The sequence below is a fragment of the Micromonospora sp. H61 genome (genome assembly GCF_018070325.1).
Lineage (GTDB): Bacteria > Actinomycetota > Actinomycetes > Mycobacteriales > Micromonosporaceae > Micromonospora > Micromonospora salmantinae.
Window position 1 is genome coordinate 38617 of the sequence record NZ_JAGPXY010000032.1, and the last position, 16878, is coordinate 55494.

General features: G+C 70.9%; 11 protein-coding genes and 2 tRNA genes. 4 read left to right on the forward strand and 9 right to left on the reverse strand.

Going from position 1 to position 16878, the window contains the following annotated elements; all coding sequences use genetic code 11:
* Window positions 1–77: 77 nt before the first annotated feature.
* Window positions 78–1016: a ribose-phosphate pyrophosphokinase gene (locus KBX08_RS17975; protein WP_210784624.1), complete on the reverse strand. Its 939-nt coding sequence runs from the start codon at window positions 1014–1016 to the stop codon at window positions 78–80.
* A gap of 101 nt (window positions 1017–1117) precedes the next feature.
* Between KBX08_RS17975 and glpK the strand changes: the two genes are divergently transcribed.
* A complete protein-coding gene (gene glpK / locus KBX08_RS17980) occupies window positions 1118–2602 on the forward strand; it encodes a glycerol kinase GlpK (protein ID WP_210784625.1) in 1485 nt (494 codons plus the stop codon).
* A gap of 18 nt (window positions 2603–2620) precedes the next feature.
* Here glpK and KBX08_RS17985 read toward each other — a convergent pair whose 3' ends face one another.
* Window positions 2621–3454, reverse strand: a complete 834-nt coding sequence (locus KBX08_RS17985; RefSeq protein WP_210784626.1) for a phosphoribosylaminoimidazolesuccinocarboxamide synthase — start codon at window positions 3452–3454, stop codon at window positions 2621–2623.
* Between the two features lie 138 nt (window positions 3455–3592).
* On the opposite strand from KBX08_RS17985, the gene KBX08_RS17990 reads away from it, so the two are divergent.
* Entirely contained in the window at window positions 3593–4912 is a 1320-nt protein-coding gene (locus tag KBX08_RS17990) for an ABC transporter substrate-binding protein (RefSeq protein WP_210784627.1), read from the forward strand.
* A gap of 57 nt (window positions 4913–4969) precedes the next feature.
* Here the strand turns inward: KBX08_RS17990 and KBX08_RS17995 are convergent, their stop codons facing one another.
* Entirely contained in the window at window positions 4970–5218 is a 249-nt protein-coding gene (locus KBX08_RS17995) for a hypothetical protein (RefSeq protein WP_030336617.1), read from the reverse strand.
* A gap of 163 nt (window positions 5219–5381) precedes the next feature.
* Here KBX08_RS17995 and KBX08_RS18000 point away from each other — a divergent pair, with 163 nt between their 5' ends.
* Window positions 5382–9155: a S8 family serine peptidase gene (locus tag KBX08_RS18000; RefSeq protein WP_210784628.1), complete on the forward strand. Its 3774-nt coding sequence runs from the start codon at window positions 5382–5384 to the stop codon at window positions 9153–9155.
* A 119-nt stretch (window positions 9156–9274) separates the two neighbouring features.
* On the opposite strand, the gene KBX08_RS18005 is transcribed toward KBX08_RS18000, so the two are convergent.
* From KBX08_RS18005 to KBX08_RS18030, 6 genes are all read right to left on the reverse strand, one after another.
* Window positions 9275–9351: transfer RNA gene (locus tag KBX08_RS18005), tRNA-Met, on the reverse strand.
* Window positions 9352–9496: 145 nt separating this feature from the next.
* Window positions 9497–9570: transfer RNA gene (locus KBX08_RS18010), tRNA-Met, on the reverse strand.
* A gap of 88 nt (window positions 9571–9658) precedes the next feature.
* The gene (locus KBX08_RS18015) at window positions 9659–10597 is read right to left on the reverse strand and encodes a hypothetical protein (protein ID WP_210784629.1); all 939 of its coding nucleotides are present in this window, start codon (window positions 10595–10597) and stop codon (window positions 9659–9661) included.
* Window positions 10587–11096 (reverse strand): SigE family RNA polymerase sigma factor, encoded by a 510-nt coding sequence (locus KBX08_RS18020; RefSeq protein WP_210784630.1) that lies wholly within the window; start codon window positions 11094–11096, stop codon window positions 10587–10589. Before KBX08_RS18020 ends, KBX08_RS18015 begins: the two co-directional genes overlap by 11 nt.
* Window positions 11097–11287: 191 nt before the next feature.
* The gene (locus tag KBX08_RS18025) at window positions 11288–14272 is read right to left on the reverse strand and encodes a UPF0182 family protein (protein ID WP_210784631.1); all 2985 of its coding nucleotides are present in this window, start codon (window positions 14270–14272) and stop codon (window positions 11288–11290) included.
* A gap of 96 nt (window positions 14273–14368) precedes the next feature.
* On the reverse strand, window positions 14369–15382 hold the full coding sequence (locus tag KBX08_RS18030) for a PDZ domain-containing protein (protein ID WP_210784632.1): 1014 nt from the start codon (window positions 15380–15382) through the stop codon (window positions 14369–14371).
* A gap of 115 nt (window positions 15383–15497) precedes the next feature.
* Here KBX08_RS18030 and KBX08_RS18035 point away from each other — a divergent pair, with 115 nt between their 5' ends.
* A complete protein-coding gene (locus tag KBX08_RS18035) occupies window positions 15498–16859 on the forward strand; it encodes a zinc-dependent metalloprotease (RefSeq protein WP_307850574.1) in 1362 nt (453 codons plus the stop codon).
* Window positions 16860–16878: the final 19 nt, after the last annotated feature.

Here is a 16878-nt window from a genome sequence, read left to right on the forward strand (position 1 = left end):
TCGTCGCGACAGAAACCGCAAGATCGCGCGGGCGCGGGGTGACGGGGCGGGAGGGGGCGGGAGGGCGCGGGGGCGGGTCAGGCGAAGAGGGCGGAGACGGATTCTCCGTTGTGGATTCGGCGGGTCGCCTCGGCCAGGGCGGGGGCCACCGACAGGACCTGCAACTTGGGGACGCGCTTTTCGGCCGGGATGGGCACCGTGTTGGTGCAGACGATCTCCAGGACGCCGTCCTGGTCGCTGAGCCGCTGCAACGCGTCGCCGGAGAAGAGCCCGTGCGTGCAGGCGAGCCGGATCGACCGGACCTTCAGGCCGCGCAGATGCTCCATCAGCTCGACCACGGTGCTGCCCTTGGCGATCTCGTCGTCCAGCACGATGACATCCCGGTCGGTCACGTCGCCGATCACCGCGCTGATCTTGACCAGGTCGTCGCTGAACCGCTGCTTCGCCCCGGCCGCGACCGGCGTGCCGAGCAGCCGGGCGAAGGCAGCGGCCTCCTTGGCGTTGCCCAGGTCGGGCGAGACCACCACTGTGTTGCTGAGGTCGTAGCGCCGAAAGTGGGTGGCCAGCTCCCGCAGCGCGTGCAGGTGATCCACCGGGACGCTGAAGAAGCCGTGCACCTGCGGCGAGTGCAGGGTCATCGCGAGCACCCGGTCCGCCCCGGCCGAGGTGAGCAGGTCGGCGACGAGCCGCGCGCCTATCGAGATCCGTGGCGCGTCCTTCTTGTCCGACCGGGCGTACGCGTAGTGCGGCAGCACCACGGTGATCCGACCGGCGGAGGCGCCCCGGGCGGCGTCGATCATCAGCAGCAGCTCGACCAGGTGCTCCTGCACCGGCGGCACCAACGGCTGGATCAGGAAGACGTCCCGCTCCCGGCAGTTGGCCTGCAACTGGACTTCCAGACAGTCGTTGGCGAACCGGGAGACCCGCACCGGGTGCAGCGGCACCCCCAGGTGGGCGCAGATCTCGGCAGCCAGGTCGGGATGGGCGGTTCCACTGAAAACTGCGATGTCGCGCACGTTCGCACATCGTAGGGGAAGCGGACGGCCGCCGACGGCGGCGGGCCGGAACCCGCCGTGACGCCTGTCGCGCCGCGCCGCCGTCCGGGTACGGTGCTGCGGTGACCCCCCAGTACGTCGCCGCCATCGACCAGGGCACCACCTCCTCGCGGTGCATCGTCTTCGACCGGGCCGGGGACATCGTCGCCGTGGCCCAGCGCGAGCACCGGCAGATCTTCCCCCGACCGGGGTGGGTGGAGCACGACGCCGAGGAGATCTGGGACAACGTCGAGCAGGTGGTCGCCGAGGCGCTGCGGGCCGCCGGCACCGACGCGTCCGGGCTGGCCGCAGTCGGCGTCACCAACCAGCGGGAGACCACAGTCGTCTGGGATCGGGCCACCGGGCGCCCGGTGGCCAACGCCATCGTCTGGCAGGACACCCGGACCGGGCCGCTGCTGTGCGAGCTTGCGTCGGCGTACGGCGAGGAGCGGTTCCGGGCCCGCACGGGCCTGCCGCTGGCCACCTACTTCGCCGGGCCGAAGCTGCGCTGGCTGCTCGACGAGGTCGACGGCCTGCGCGGGCGCGCCGAGCGCGGCGAGGTGCTCTTCGGCACCATGGACAGCTGGCTGATCTGGAAGCTGACCGGCGAGCACGTCACCGACGTGACAAACGCCAGCCGGACCATGCTGATGGACCTCACGACCCTGGACTGGGCCCCGGAGCTGCTGGACGCGATGGGTGTTCCGGCGGCGATGCTGCCGGAGATCCGCTGCTCCGCCGAGGTGTACGGCACTGCCGGCGGGGTGCTCGCCGGGGTGCCGGTGGCCAGTGCGCTCGGCGACCAGCAGGCCGCCCTGTTCGGGCAGACCTGCTTCCAGCCGGGTGAGGCGAAGTGCACCTACGGCACCGGCAGCTTCCTGCTGCTCAACACCGGCGCCAGCCCGGTCCCGTCGACGCACGGCCTGCTCACCACTGTCGCCTACCGGATCAAGGACCAACCACCGGCGTACGCCCTCGAAGGCGCCATCGCGGTCACCGGCTCGCTGGTGCAGTGGCTGCGTGACAACCTCGGGCTGATCTCCACGGCCGCCGAGGTGGAAGAGTTGGCCAGCACGGTGGACGACAACGGCGGCTGCTACGTGGTGCCGGCGTTCTCGGGGCTGTTCGCCCCGCACTGGCGCAGCGACGCCCGCGGGGTGATCGCCGGCCTGACCGGTTACATCACCAAGGGGCACCTGGCGCGGGCGGTGCTGGAGGCGTCGGCGTGGCAGACCCGCGAGGTGGTCGACGCGATGAACGCCGACTCGGACGTGGCGCTGCGCCGTCTCCGGGTGGACGGCGGGATGACAGCGAACGGCCTGCTCATGCAGTTCCTCGCCGACGTGCTCGACGTGCCGGTGGTCCGTTCCCGGATCACCGAGACCACCTGCCTGGGCGCCGCGTACGCGGCCGGTCTGGCGGTCGGCTTCTGGCCGGACCTGGCCACCCTGCGGGCGCAGTGGCGCTCCGACGCCCAGTGGGAGCCGGCCATGGCCGCGGACCTGCGCGAGAAGGAGCTGCGCCAGTGGCGCAAGGCCGTGCAGCGCACCCTCGACTGGGTGGAGTGACGCCGGTCCGGCGGTCACTCACTCCCAGCGGTTGCCGGTGAGCTTCTCGTAGACGTCGATGTAGCGAGCCCGGGTCGCCTCGACCACCTCGGCCGGCATGTCCGGGGCGGGGGCCTGCTTGTTCCAGCCGCTGCCGGTGGCCCAGTCCCGCACGTACTGCTTGTCGTAGGAGAACTGCACCCGGCCCGGCTGGTACGACTCGGCCGGCCAGAACCGCGACGAGTCGGAGGTGAGCAGTTCGTCGGCGAGGACCAGGGTGCCGTCCGGCGCCCAACCCAGCTCGATCTTGGTGTCGGCGACCAGGATGCCCCGGTCGGCGGCCAACTCGGCGCCGCGCCGGTAGATGTCGACGGTGATCTGCCGCAGCCGCTCGGCGGTGGCCTGACCCACCTTGTCCACCACGTCGTCGTACGTGATCGGCTCGTCGTGCTCGCCCGCCGGGGCCTTGCTCGACGGCGTGAAGATCGGCTCGGGCAGGATCGACGCCTCGCCGAGCCCTCGCGGCAGTGGCACGCCGGAGACCGCGCCGGTCTGCTCGTACTCCCGCAGGCCGCCGCCGGTCAGGTAACCGCGGGCGACGCACTCGACCGGGACCATGTCCAGCCGCTGGCAGCGGATGGCCCGCCCGGCGAACTCGGCGGGCACGTCGGTGGCCGAGATGACGTGGTTGGGCACGAGGTCGGCGAGCTGCTCGAACCACCACAGCGAGAGCGCGGTGAGCAGACGACCCTTGTCCGGGATCGGCGTCGGCAGCGCCACGTCGTAGATCGAGATGCGATCCGAGGCCACCAGGATCAGGTCGTCGCCGTCGGCGTAGACGTCCCGGACCTTGCCCGAGTGCAGAAGTTCCACGCGCCCTAGTACACCACGCGACATGGGAAGGGCCTGATTCGACCACCCGGCCGAGGGTGACCGGACGGACGTTGACACCTTCGTGTGCTGCCTGCGTGAATGGTCCGACCGCCACCCCCGTAGGTCCAGGAGAGCACCGTGCCCGTTGTTCGACCCCCGCTCGACCGCCTCGGCGCCGACCCGGGCCGGCGCCGACTGCTCGGCGCGCTGCTCGGCGCACCTCTGCTCGCGTCCGGCGGGCTGGCGGGGTGCAGCGACGGCGCGGCCACCTCGACCCAGGACGGGCCCGTCGAGCTGTCGGTCTTCTGGTGGGGTGGCACCAAGCGGGCCGAGCTCACCGAGAAGGCGCTACGGCTCTACTCGGATCGCAACCCCAGGGTCACCTTCCGGGTCACCTGGCAGGGCGCCGACGGCTACTACGACCGGCTGGCCACCCAGGCGGGCGGCGGGAACGTACCGGACCTGATCCAGATCGACGACGCCATGCTGACCGAGTACACCCAACGTCAGGTCATCCTCGACCTCACCGACCACCACCTGGATCTTCGGGGCCTGCCGGAAGGTCTGATCCGCTACGGCACTGTGCAGGGGCGGACGATGGCGGTGGCCGCCGGGCAGACCCACGCCGTGGTGGTGTTCAACCGGGACCTGCTGCGGGAGCTGGAGATGCCGGAGCCCCGCGCCGGGATGACCTGGGCCGACTACATCTCCTGGGCCACGCAGGTCACCGAGGCCAGCGACCGCCGGGTGGCCGGCACCATGGACGGGTCGGGCGACTACCGGGCGCTCTGGCTCTGGTTGCGGTCGCAGGGCGGCGAGTTCTACCGGGGCAACCAGCTCGGCTTCGGCGCGGACGAGCTGATCGCGTGGTTCGAGTTGTGGCAGCGGGCCCGCCGGGGCCGAGCCACACCGAGCGCGGCCCTGGTCGAGCAGGCCGACAGCGGCGAGCCGGCCCGGCAACTGGTGGTGAACGGGGTGACGGCGGCGTCCTTCGCCTGGTCGCACCAGCTCCCGGAGCTGCAACGACTCACCGAGTCCGAGTTGGGCATCGTCGGCATTCCCGGCCCGCCGGGGGCTCAGTGGGCGCGAGCGTCGATGTACTGGGCGGGCTTCCGAGGCACCCGCCACCCGGACGCGGTCGCCGACGTGATCAACTTTCTGACCACAAATGGTGAGGTCGGCGCCGTTCTCGGCCACGAACGTGGGCTGAACGCCAGTGCCCAGGTCCGCCGCTACGCAGAGGGCAGCATCACCGACCCGGCGCAGCGACGTGCCGCCGAGTTCGGCGCCAGCATCGCCGACCTGCTCGGGCCGGCGCCGGCGCCGCCGCCCAAGGGGCACGCCAAGGTGCGCACCCTGCTGGTCACCGCCGCCGAGCGCATCCGCGTCAAGCGCGACGGCACCCGTGAGGCCACCGCGCGCTTCCTGTCCCAGGCCATCGCGGCTCTGGCGGTGTGAGCACCGGCGGTCGGCCCGGAGCCGGCCGCTGGTGATCCGCCGACGCCTCGGGCCCGGTCAGCGCGGCGGGCCACCCCGGCGGTTGCGCATCAGCCGCAGCACCAGGAACACGACGATCGCGACCACCACCAGGCAGCAGAGCAGCGGGAGCACCCCGAAGCCGCTGCGGCCTCGCCGCCGGGCGGCCTCCACCACGAGTTCGCCGGTGCCCGTGGACGCCCAGGCCGCGACGGGTACGAAGACCGCCAGTACGACCGCACCGAAGACCGCGCTCAGGCGGCCCCACCACTTACCGAATGAAGACATGTGCCCATCCTCGCCGAAGCGCGCAACCTCGGCACGTCGGTCCACGCCGAATCACGGGACCGGATGGTCCGCAAGCTCTCCGTGCGGGGCGCAACGCGCTCGCAACGTCCCGGCAAAGATGATGATCTTTACATGAATCTCTCGAGGTGATCGGATTCGCCTCATGCTCAACTCTGTAGACAGTGCGCGGATCTCTCGCACCCGAAGATCTGCGGCGGCAGCGGTCGGCGTCACCCTCGTCGCCGCCCTCCTCACCCCCACGGCGGCGCACGGCGCCCCGCCACCCCCACCGCCGCCGACCAAACCCGCTCCGAGCGGCAACGCGGACCGCGCACCCGTCACGGTCACGCTGATCACCGGCGACCGGGTGACCGTGACCCCGGGCGTCCACGGCGCAACCCCAACGGTGGATGTCAAGCGCGCCCCGGGCGCCACCGGCTCCGTACGCGTCTCCACTGAGGGTCGGGACACCTACGTGTACCCGGACGAGGCGATGCCGTACCTCGCCACCGGTCGACTCGACAAGCAACTGTTCGACGTCACCCAGCTCATCGCCCAGGGCTACGACGACGCGCGGACCGCCGAACTCCCCCTGATCGTCACCCGCACGACGGGTACGGCGAAGCTCAGGACCGGCACCGCGCTGCCCGGCGCGCGGACCACGCTGGAGCTTCCCTCCGTCCGCGGCGAGGCGATCCGCACCCGCCGATCGCAGGCCGCTGACTTCTGGTCGGCCCTCACCGATGGACAGTCGCCGACCGGTCGCAGCGCTGCCACCCCGGCACCCTCCTTCGCGGCCGGCGTCGACAAGGTGTGGCTCGACGGCAAGGCGAAGGCCACCCTGGCCGACACCACCGCCCAGATCGGCGCGCCCGCGGCGTGGGCCGCGGGTGGCACCGGCAGCGGTGTCCGGGTCGCCGTCCTGGACAGCGGGGTGGACACCACCCACCCGGATCTCGCCGACCAGGTGGTGGCCTCGCGGAGCTTCATCCCCGGCCAGGACGTGATCGACCGGAACGGGCACGGCACCCACACCGCCTCCACCGTCGCCGGGACGGGCGCCGCCTCCGGAGGCAGGGAACGGGGCGTGGCCCCCGACGCCGACCTGGTGATCGGCAAGGTCCTCGACGAGTACGGCAGCGGGTCCATCTCGGGGATCATCGCGGGCATGGAGTGGGCGGCGCGGGCCGAGCACGCCAAAGTGATCAACATGAGTCTCGGCGTGAGCGCCTGGCACACCCAGGACGACCCGCTGAGCCAGGCCGTCAACCAGCTGACCGCCGAGACGGGTGCCCTCTTCGTCGTGGCCGCCGGCAACAGCGGACCAGATCCGTACACCCTCGGTGCGCCGGGCACCGCGGACGCCGCGCTGACCATCGGGGCGGTGGACACCTCCGACCACCTGGCGGGCTTCTCCAGCGTCGGACCCCGGCTGAACGACGAGGCCCTCAAGCCCGACATGACCGCTCCCGGGGTGGACGTGCTGGCGGCACGCTCGCAGCACATCTCCTGGGGTGAGGGCTACTACTACGCCGACAGTGGCACCTCGATGGCAGCGCCGCACGTCGCCGGGGCGGCCGCCCTGCTGGTCCAGAAGCACCCGACCTGGAGCGCGCGGCAGATCAAGGACGCGCTGATGAGCACCAGCGTCCGCACGCCCGACTACGACGCCTACCAGGCCGGTAGCGGTCGGTTGAACGTCGCCGCCGCGTACCACCAGGACCAGGTCGTCGCGTCCGGGTCGGTGGACGCCGGACTCGTCGGCTGGGGCACCGCGCCACAGCCCATCAAGCGGACGATCACCTACACCAACACCACTGACAGCCCGATCGCGTTGGCGCTCTCCGTCGACAACGGCTCCGCCCCCGCGCAGACGTTCACGGCAACCGCCGACAGCGTCACGGTGCCCGCTCGGGCCAGCGCGACTGTCGACGTCGTGGTGGCCCCGGCGGGCCTTCCCGCCGGCAGGTACTCAGCCCAGGTCACGGCCCGCTTCGCCGCCGGCGAGGTGCACACGGCCGTCGGGGTCGCCGTCGAGTCCAAGAAGTACGACCTCACCATCCACCTGAAGGACCGCGCCGGCCGGCCCATGAGCGGCGAGGTCGAGGTCGTCAACGCCGAGACCGGCTCCGCCTTCATGTGGGTGCCCGACGGAAAGCTCACCGCCCGCCTGGCACCTGGCTCCTACACTGTCGTCACGGCGGCGGACGTGGAGGGTCTGCACGGGCCCCGCTCCCTCGGGCTCGCGATGCTGACCGCTCCCGAGGTCGACCTGACGACCAACCGGGTAGTGGAACTCGACGCCGCGCGGGCCCGCCAGGTGAAGGTGGCGACACCCCAGCCGACCGCCGTCGTCAACAGCAGAATCGACGTCTACCGCTCCTTCACCTCGAGCGAGCCGACACCCACCGACTGGAGCGCCCTCCGCGAGACGTTCTGGCCGGGCGCCGCCTACGACAGCCTGTGGGCCCTGCCGACCAGGGACAAGGTGCGCAAGGGCAGCTTCGTCTTCACCACCCGGATCCGCGCCGCGCAGACGCCACTGGCGATCAGCTACCACGGCCGGCACCTCAGCCACCCGCTCGCGCAGCCCGGTTCCCCACCGCTGCCCGACGGCACCTCGCGCCTGGACGCCGTCTTCGCGGGCGACGGCGGCACCGCCGACTACGCCGGCGTCTCCGCCCGCGGCAAGGCAGTGGTCGTCCGCGGCAACGACGCGGTGACCCCCACGGACCAGGCAGCGGCGGCGCACACCGCCGGTGCGGCGATGCTCGTCGTGGTCAACGACCGCGCCGGTCGCAAGAGCGACTGGTACGGCAACCCCGACGCGGTGACGCCCGGACCGGTCCCGGTGGCCTCGGTGACCATGGACGAGGGCGAGGCGTTGATCCAGAAGATCACCGTCGCGGGCCGCAACCCGGTACGACTGGTAGTGGTCGCCCACCCCAGGGCGAAGTACCTGTACGACCTGGTGGACTACCACAGCGGCGGGGTGCCGAAGGACCCGTCCGCCAAGACGGACCCGCGCAACCTCGCCCGGATCGATCTCACCTTCTCCCCGCCCCCGGGGAAGCAGTCCAGCGAGACCCGGATGGACTTCCCACCGTACGAGTACGCGGCGGCACGGCCGTTCCCGTTCGAGCCGGTAGCGCCGGGGCCGCGTACCGACTGGGTCTCCGCAGGCGGCGGCATCAAGTGGATGCAGTACGCCGACGTCGCCGACTGGGCGCGGTCCAACACGGAGGCCATCGCGTACCGGCCGGGCAGCGTCCAGAAGGACCGCTGGTTCGGGCCGATCACCCGGCCACGGCTGCTCAGCACCGAGATCCCGTTCCGTGGTGAGACGGCCATGAGCGCCTACATCCAGGGGTTCGGCGACGCGGGCGCCGCCCACAGCGGCGGGGCCAGCATGTCGCAGATCGCCACGTTCTATCAGGGCGACAAGCAGCTGACCCGGTTCGACGGCTGGCCGGAGGTCGGCGCTGGTGACCTGTCGCCGGAGAAGCTGCCGTACCGACTGGTCGTCGAGACCACTGGCAAGCCCGAGTTCAGCCCGTACTCGACCGCCACGCACACCGAGTGGAGCTTCGTCTCCGGCGGCAGCACTGAGGTGCAGGCCATCCCGCTGGTCCAACTGGACTACGGAACTGACGTGGACTTCGCGGGTCGGACGAAGCGCCGAACCGACTTCTCGATCACGCCCGTGGTGGTGGGCAGCACAGCGGCTCGGGACGCCGTGTCGTCACTTGAGTTGGAGATCTCCTACGACGACGGGGCGACCTGGCAGCGGCAGGACCTGCGGGAGAAGAAGGGCACCTGGCAGGCGTCGCTGAACGCGCCGCACCGGGCCGACTTCGTGTCGATCCGGGTCACCGCCAAGCAGCGCAACGGTGGCGGCGTCACCCAGACCGTCACCCGGGCCTTCGGCCTGCGGTAGAACCCGCCGGGGGGCCGGCACCGACGAGGTGCCGGCCCGTCCGGGCCCCTCAGTTCTGACAGCGGCACCAAACAAGTCCGGCCCCCACACTGTGGGGGCCGGACTCGTATCACTTTCAGTGGTAGCGGGGACAGGATTTGAACCTGCGACCTCTGGGTTATGAGCCCAGCGAGCTACCGAGCTGCTCCACCCCGCGTCGACTGGTTAAGACTAACTCACCCGTTCCGAGCGATGATCACCGGGGTCACCAACCGCTGCGGGCGCCCGTACTCGACGATGCCCAACGTGCCGGACAATGCCGAAAGCCCGCCCCGGCGTTTCCCGGGACGGGCTTTCTCTCGTAGCGGGGACAGGATTTGAACCTGCGACCTCTGGGTTATGAGCCCAGCGAGCTACCGAGCTGCTCCACCCCGCGTCGGCTCGATAACCGTAGCGCACCGACCCGGGACACCGCAAAGCGACGCCGATACCGCACTCGCCGACACCCCTGACCTGGGCCGTTGTCAGTCGAGCCAGTTCTCGATCGCCGCGACCGCCCGTCGACTGTCCGCATCGACCTGGGACCGAACGGCCGCCGTGTGCTCCCAACCCTGCTCCCAGAGCACCGTCACCACGTCGCCGACCCGGACCGCCCGGACCAGCCGAACCTCCTCCGTACCCGGCTCGCCCATCCCGTCCGGCATCGGGGCCCGCATCTCGAACAGCACCGACCCGTCCCCGTACGCCCCCGAGGCCAGCAGCCGCTGCCGCCACGTCCTGTTGTCGTCGGACAGCTTCTGGTCGGGGCAGCCGCGCACGGCCTGCCGCAGCTCCCGCAACGCGTCGTCGGCGCGGCCTGCCCGGTAGATGGTGATGGTGTGCCGGTAGCTGCCGTCCGGGACGTGCCCCGTCGGCGTCTCCGGCAACTTGTAGGCCAGGTAGCGACCACGGCGTTGGACCATTGCCGAGTCGCTGGGCAGGCGCGTCCCGCACAGCGTCGGCAGTGCCGGCCCCTCCCCCGAGGATTCCAGTCCGGTCCGATTCGGGGCCGCCAGCACGAAGAAGGCGCGGTCGGGGATCGAGGTGGGCGGTCGAGGTGCCGCCGGTCCGGTGGCCGGCTGCGACGGCGTACCGCTCGGGGTGGTCCGCGACGGCGGCGGGGACGAGGGTGTCGACGCCGGAGTCGGTGTCGTCGACGGCAGGGGGGTCGCAGTCGCCCCGGTCGGCAGCGGGCCAGGGGTGTCGGCGGGCGGCGGCAGCGGTGCGGCGCCGTCCGCCGGGTACGCCAGTCGGCCACCGACGGCAACCCCGCCGACGAGCAGCGCCACCGCGAGCGTCGAACCGGCTACCCGGGCCCGGGCCCGCCGGTCGGCGAACCGTCGAAGCGACTCGGGATGGGTCAGCTCGTACCCGTCCGCGACGGTGCTGAGCGACCGGTACAGGGCAGAGAGTTCAACTGACATCGTTCGCCTCCAACTCCAGGGTGCAGAGGTCGGGCAGCAGCGCGGCCAGCCGGGACCGGCCTCGGGACAGCCAGGACTTCACGGTGCCGACCGGGACGTCGGTCTCCCGGGCGATCTCCTCGACGGACATGTCGAAGAGGTAGTGCAGGGCCAGCGCCTGCCGGTGCGTGGCGGGCAACTGCCGGAGCGCTCCGACCAGGAGCACCCCGTCCTCGCTGGGCGGGGGTGCGACAGCCGGTGGTCCGGTACGGCTCAGCACCACCCGCCAACGGTGCAGGCGCCGCCAGCGGTCGGTGGCCAGCCGGGCCACCACGAGCCGCAGCCACGCCTCCGGCGCCGGATGCGACGACAGTCGCCCCCACTGCCGCCAGGCCCGGGTGTACGCCTCCTGCACCAGGTCCTGGGCCTCGCTGTGGTCGCCAGCGATCGCATAGCCGTACCGCACCATCCGCCGAGCGGTGCTGCGGTAGAAGTCATCGAAGCTCTGCGCGTCCCGCACGACTGTTCCCCCTCGTCCCCACCCCGTTGCATTGAGGACGGCGGACCGGCGTCGCAGGTTGCGGAGGTGGAGGGTGCTGTCGGTGACGTGACAGATACGCACAGATCACGACAACGGCCGAGCCCCCGCCGTTCGGACCTGATGCGGTCCGAACGACGGGGGCTCGGGGAGGAACTGCGTGCGGTGGCGGGTCAGCCTCCGGCACTCGGGCTGGCACCCGGCGCACCAGCGGCCTGCTGCGCCTGCTGGAACGCCGTGAGCGCCTCGTCGAGGGCCTTCAGCGCACGCCCGTACCGCTCGAAGTCGCCGGACGTCTGCGCGGCCCGGACCTCGGTGATAGCGGTCTGCACCCGGTCCGCGGCGGCAGCCAGGTCACCGGTCGGCGGTGGGGTGCCGGGGCTCGGGGTCGCCGTCGGCGCCGGCGTCGCCGTGCCCGAAGGCGTCGGCGTGGGCGTCGTCGGGTTGCCCCCGGTCGTCGGCGGCGGCGACGTGCCCTGCCCGGCCTTCTTGCCCTGCTCGACCAACTGCTTGATGCCGTCGTTGATGTTGTCGGCGAGCGCCACGAAGGAGCCGCCGTCACCGTACGAGAGCAGCACCTTCTGCAACAGCGGGTAGGCGTCCTGCTGGTTGCTCTTCACGTAGACCGGCTCGACGTAGAGCATCCCGTCGGCGAAGGGCAACGAGAGCAGGTTGCCGTAGTGCACCTGGGCCTGGTTGCTGGAGAGCAGGTTGAGCTGCTGACGGATGTTCGCGTTGTTGGTCATCTGCTGGTGCACCTGAACCGGACCGGAGATCCGGGTCTGGTCCGGCAACTCCAGCACCTCCAGGCGGGGCTTCCCCTCGACGTACGACCCGGAGATCAGCGCGGCGAGGTTCTGCCGGCCGTTCGGGGTGACCGCCGAGGTGAGCTGGAACCGGGGGCTCTCCTGCCCCGGGAACTGGGTGAACAGGTAGTACGGAGGCTGCTTCTGGCCGCTGTCCGGAGCGTCCGGCACGTTTGGCACCTGCCAGAAGTCCTGGGCCGAGTAGAAGTCACCCGGGTTGGTCACGTGGAACTTGGTCAACAGGTTGCGCTGCACCTTGAACATGTCCGCCGGGTAGCGCAGGTGCTCGGTCAGCTCGACCGGGATCTCCGCCTTCGGCAGCACCAGGTCACCACCGAACGCCTTGTTCCACGCCTTGAGCACCGGATCGGTGTCGTCGTACTCGTAGAGCTTGACGGTGCCGTCGTACGCGTCGACGGTGGCCTTCACCGAGTTGCGCATGTAGTTGACGTCTTCGCGGGCCAGCTGGAAGGTGCCCCGGTTGGTCAACTCGTCGGTGGTCTCGGTCTGCAGGTTGACCTTCTCCGCGTACGGATAGGTGGCCGCCGTGGTGTAACCGTCGACGATCCACTGCACCCGGCCGTCCACCACCGCCGGGTACGGGTCGCCGTCCAACGTGAGGAACGGCGCGACCTTCTCCACCCGGTCGCGCGGGTTACGCACATAGAGCAGCTTGGAGTCCTTGTTGACCGCCTCGGAGAGCAGGAAGTTCGACTCCTGCTCCTTGATGGCGTACAGCAGCCGCCGGGTGAAGGAGCCGATCTCGACGCCGCCCTCACCGGTGTAGGTGTAGGACTCGCCGCCACCGTCGCCGACCGGCCTGTCGAACTCGGCCTTCCTGTTCGGGTCGGCCTGGCCGACGATCGCGTAGTCGTCGGCCGCCATCCGCTCGCCGAAGTAGATGCGCGGCTGCTTGGCCGGGATCTGCTCGGTCTGCGAGGAGCACGCCTCCTGGGTCTTCTCGCCGAGGAAGCCGGAGACGAAGAACGGCTGCCCGCCGCAGACCACCTGGTTGGCCGGGGCAGCCACCAGCCCGTACCCGTGGGTGTAGACGGTGTGCCTGTTGATCCAGGTGTTCTGCTGGTCGGTCAACTCGCCGTAGTTGATCTCCCGGACGCCGACCACGTAGTCGGAGACCTTTCCGTTCACCCCGTACCTGTCGATGTCCAGCTTGGGGCCGAAGTCGTAGAAGCCACGCACCTGCTGGAGCTGGGTGTACGTCTCGCTGACCAGTTGCGGGTCGAGCAGTCGCACGTTCGACACCACCGAGGTGTCGGTGGCCAGGTTCGCCGGTGGGGTGAGGTTGTTCGCCGCGTACGGGGTCGTCTCGGTGGCCCCCAACCCGAACGCTGCCCGCGTCGCGTCGATGCTGCGCTGGATGTACGGCGCTTCCTTGTCCTTGGCGCTCGGCTTGACCTCGAAGGTCTGCACCGCCCAGGGGTAGATGCCGCCGATGGCCACCGCGGACACGCCGAGCAGCGCCAGCGAGATCCCCGGCCAGACCAGGTTCCGCATCCAGGCGTTGGAGAACACGAGGATCGCGATCGCCACAACAATCGAGATGTAGGCGAGGATCTCCTTCGCCGGCAGCAACGCGTTGACGTCGGCGTAGCCGGCGCCGTACAACTTGGCGCCCTCGTTGTACTCCAGCAGCATGGCCCGCCGGTCCAGCACGTACGCGATCGCCTTCAACAGCACGAAGACCGCGACCAGGGTGCTCAGGTGCGCGCGGGCCGCGTTGCTCATCCGGTCGCCGACGCCCTGCAGGCGGACCCCGCCGAAGAGGTAGTGCACCGCCAGCGCGCCGATCACGGCCAGCACCACAGCGGTGAAGGCGACCCCGAGCAGGTAACGCCAGAACGGCAGTTGGAAGACGTAGAAGCCGATGTCGACCCCGAACTCCGGGTCCTTGATGCCGAAGTCACCGCCGTTGCGGAAGAGCAGCCACTGGTTCCACCGGTTCTGCGCGGAGAGGCCGGCGAAGAGCCCGACCACCGCGGCGGTCAGCGAGATCCAGGTGCCGAGACGCGGGCCGAGCACCATCCGGTAGCGCTCCAGGGTCGCCTGCTCCACCGAGTGCGGACGCAGTCGCGGGCGCAACCGGTAGGCCAGCCACAGGTTGCCGCCGACGATCACCGCCATGCCGAGGCCGATGGCGAGGAAGAGCACCAGCCGGGTGAGCAGGACGCCGGTGAAGACCTCGGTGTAGCGGACCTCGTCGAACCAGAGCCAGTCGGTCCAGGCCTGGACACCCCAGCCGAGCAGGGTGAAGAGCACGAACACCCCGACCAGGACCGCGATGGTGACGCGCCCGCGCCGGCTCATCCTCGGGAGGGGGCTGCTGCTTCGCATGACCACTGTTGGCTCCGCACGCTCGATATGATCGGCTCCGACCAGGCACCCAGAGTACGGGGTGTTCCTGAGCGTGTCGGGGCACGGTCACATCGGTCAGCAACGCGTCGGCTGACCACCCGCGCGCAACGTCTCCAGAGCGGTCATCGCCTCGTCCAACGAACCCACCCGCAACAGCGGCAGATCGGGCTGCGGATTGCGGACCGCCTCGGCGCAGTTGTCCGCCGGCACCAGGAAGACCTTCGCCCCGGCGCGCTTGGCGCCGACCAGCTTCTGGGCGATCCCGCCGATCGGGCCGACGGCGCCCTCGTCGTCGATGGTGCCGGTGCCGGCGATGATCTGGCCGCCGGTGAGGTCGGCCGGGGTCAACTTGTCCACGATCCCCAGGGCGAACATCAGACCGGCGCTCGGCCCACCGATGTCTCCCAGGTCGATGCCGAGGGTGAACGGGTGTGGCTGCTGCTGATCGATCTCGACACCGATTCGCGGTCGGCCGTCCTGCTCCTGACTGGTCACCGTCGCGGTGGCCGGCACGCCGTCACGGGTGTAGCCGATGGTCAACGCCGTGCCCGCCGGCTTGGCCCGGACCAGCTCGGTGACCTTCGCGGCCACCGGCACCGGCTGGCCGTCGACCGACGTGATCACATCGCCGGCCTTCAGCGCCCCGGCCGCCGGGCCGTCCCCGGCCACCGTCTTGATGACCACCTGCACCGGAAAGCCCAGCTCCCGCAGCGCGGCGGTCTCCGCGCTGGTCTGCGACGCCTTGAAGTCCTCGGCGTTGCGCTGCTCGACCTGCTCCGTCGACTCCCCCGGCGGGTAAACCAGCTCCCGCGGCACCACCGCCTCGTCGTCGGAGAACCAGCCAGCGATCGCCCCCCGCAACCGCACACTGGGTTGCACCCCCACCGTGGTCAGCCGCAACTGACCGGCCGAGGTCGAGGTCTCCCGACCGGAGACCTGGATGACCTCCTTACCGTCGGTCGTACCGAGGGTGTTGACCGTCGGCCCTGGGCCCAGCACCACGTACGGAATCGGCACCCGGAGCACCCCGATGCTCAGCAGGGCGGTGAACAGGGCACCGAGCAGGACCGTCAGGCCACGACGTCTCATGCCGCAGAGCGTACCGACCGGCTGCGGGTCACCCGCCGGATGCGGTGCGCGACTTCGCCCTCAGCGCAACGCCAGCGGCGGCTACCTGGGGCGCGGTCCGCGTACCGTAGATGTCGTGCCTGATATTCCGTTCGGTTTCGCGCTCCCGGGTGGGCAACCACCAGACCCCAACGATCCCGCGCAGATGCAGCAGTTCATGTCGCAGTTGCAGCACCTGCTCTCGGCGCCGGGCAGCGGGCCGGTCAACTGGGACCTGGCCCGGCAGGTAGCAGCCAGCCAGCTCGCGGCCGCCGGTGACCCGGCGGTGTCGATGTACGAGCGCAACGCGGTCGAGGAGGCGCTGCGCCTCGCCGACCTGTGGTTGGAGCCCGCCTCGGCGTGGCCCTCCGGCATCCAGAACCCCGTTGCGTGGAACCGCAATGAGTGGATCTTCAAGACGCTGGACGTGTGGCGCAAGCTGTGCGACCCCGTCGCCAGCCGGATGGTCGGTGCGATGGGCGACCTGGTGCCACCCGAGGCGCGCGCCCAGCTCGGCCCGATGCAGTCGATGGTGGCCTCCCTCGGTGGCGCGCTGTTCGGCGGTCAGCTGGGCCAGGCCCTCGGCTCGCTCGCCGCGGAGGTGCTCTCCGCCGGCGACATCGGGCTGCCGCTCGGCCCGGCCGGCACGGCCGCGTTGATCCCGGCCAACATCCGGGCGTACGGCGAGGGCCTGGAGTTGCCCGAGGACGAGGTCCGCCTCTACGTGGCGCTGCGCGAGGCCGCCCACCAGCGGTTGTTCCAGCACGTCCCGTGGCTGCGTGGGCATGTGCTCAGCGCTGTCGAGATGTACGCCTCGGGCATCCGGGTCAACCGGGAGGCGATCGAGGAGGCGATGGGCCGGGTCGACCCGACCGACCCCGAGTCGATGCAGGCGATCGCCCTGGAGGGCATCTTCACCCCGGAGGACACTCCGGCGCAGAAGGCCTCGCTGGCCCGCCTGGAGACCGCACTCGCCCTGGTCGAGGGCTGGGTGTGCCACGTCGTCGACAGCGCCGCCAGCGACCGGCTGCCCAACGTCGTCCGGCTGGGCGAGGCGTTCCGCCGTCGCCGGGCCGCAGGCGGTCCCGCCGAGCAGACCTTCGCCGCGCTGGTCGGTCTGGAACTGCGCCCCCGCCGACTGCGCGAGGCCGCGGCGCTCTGGGCCGCGCTCACCCAGCACCGTGGCATCGAGGGCCGCGACGCCGTCTGGGGCCACCCGGACCTGCTCCCGTCGGACGACGACTTCGCCGACCCGGTCGCCTTCGCGATGAACGACATGGACCTCAGCGAGCTGGACAGCTTCGACTTCACCGCCCCCAGCGGGGTGGAGGAGAAGGCCCCTGGCCAGTCTGATCAGCCCGGTCCGTCGGGTCAGTCGGGTCAGCCCGGTCCGTCGGGTCAGTCGGGTCAGCCCGGTCCGTCCGACGAGACCGACGGCGAGGGCGACACCAGGTCCTGACGCCCACGCGTCGACGGCC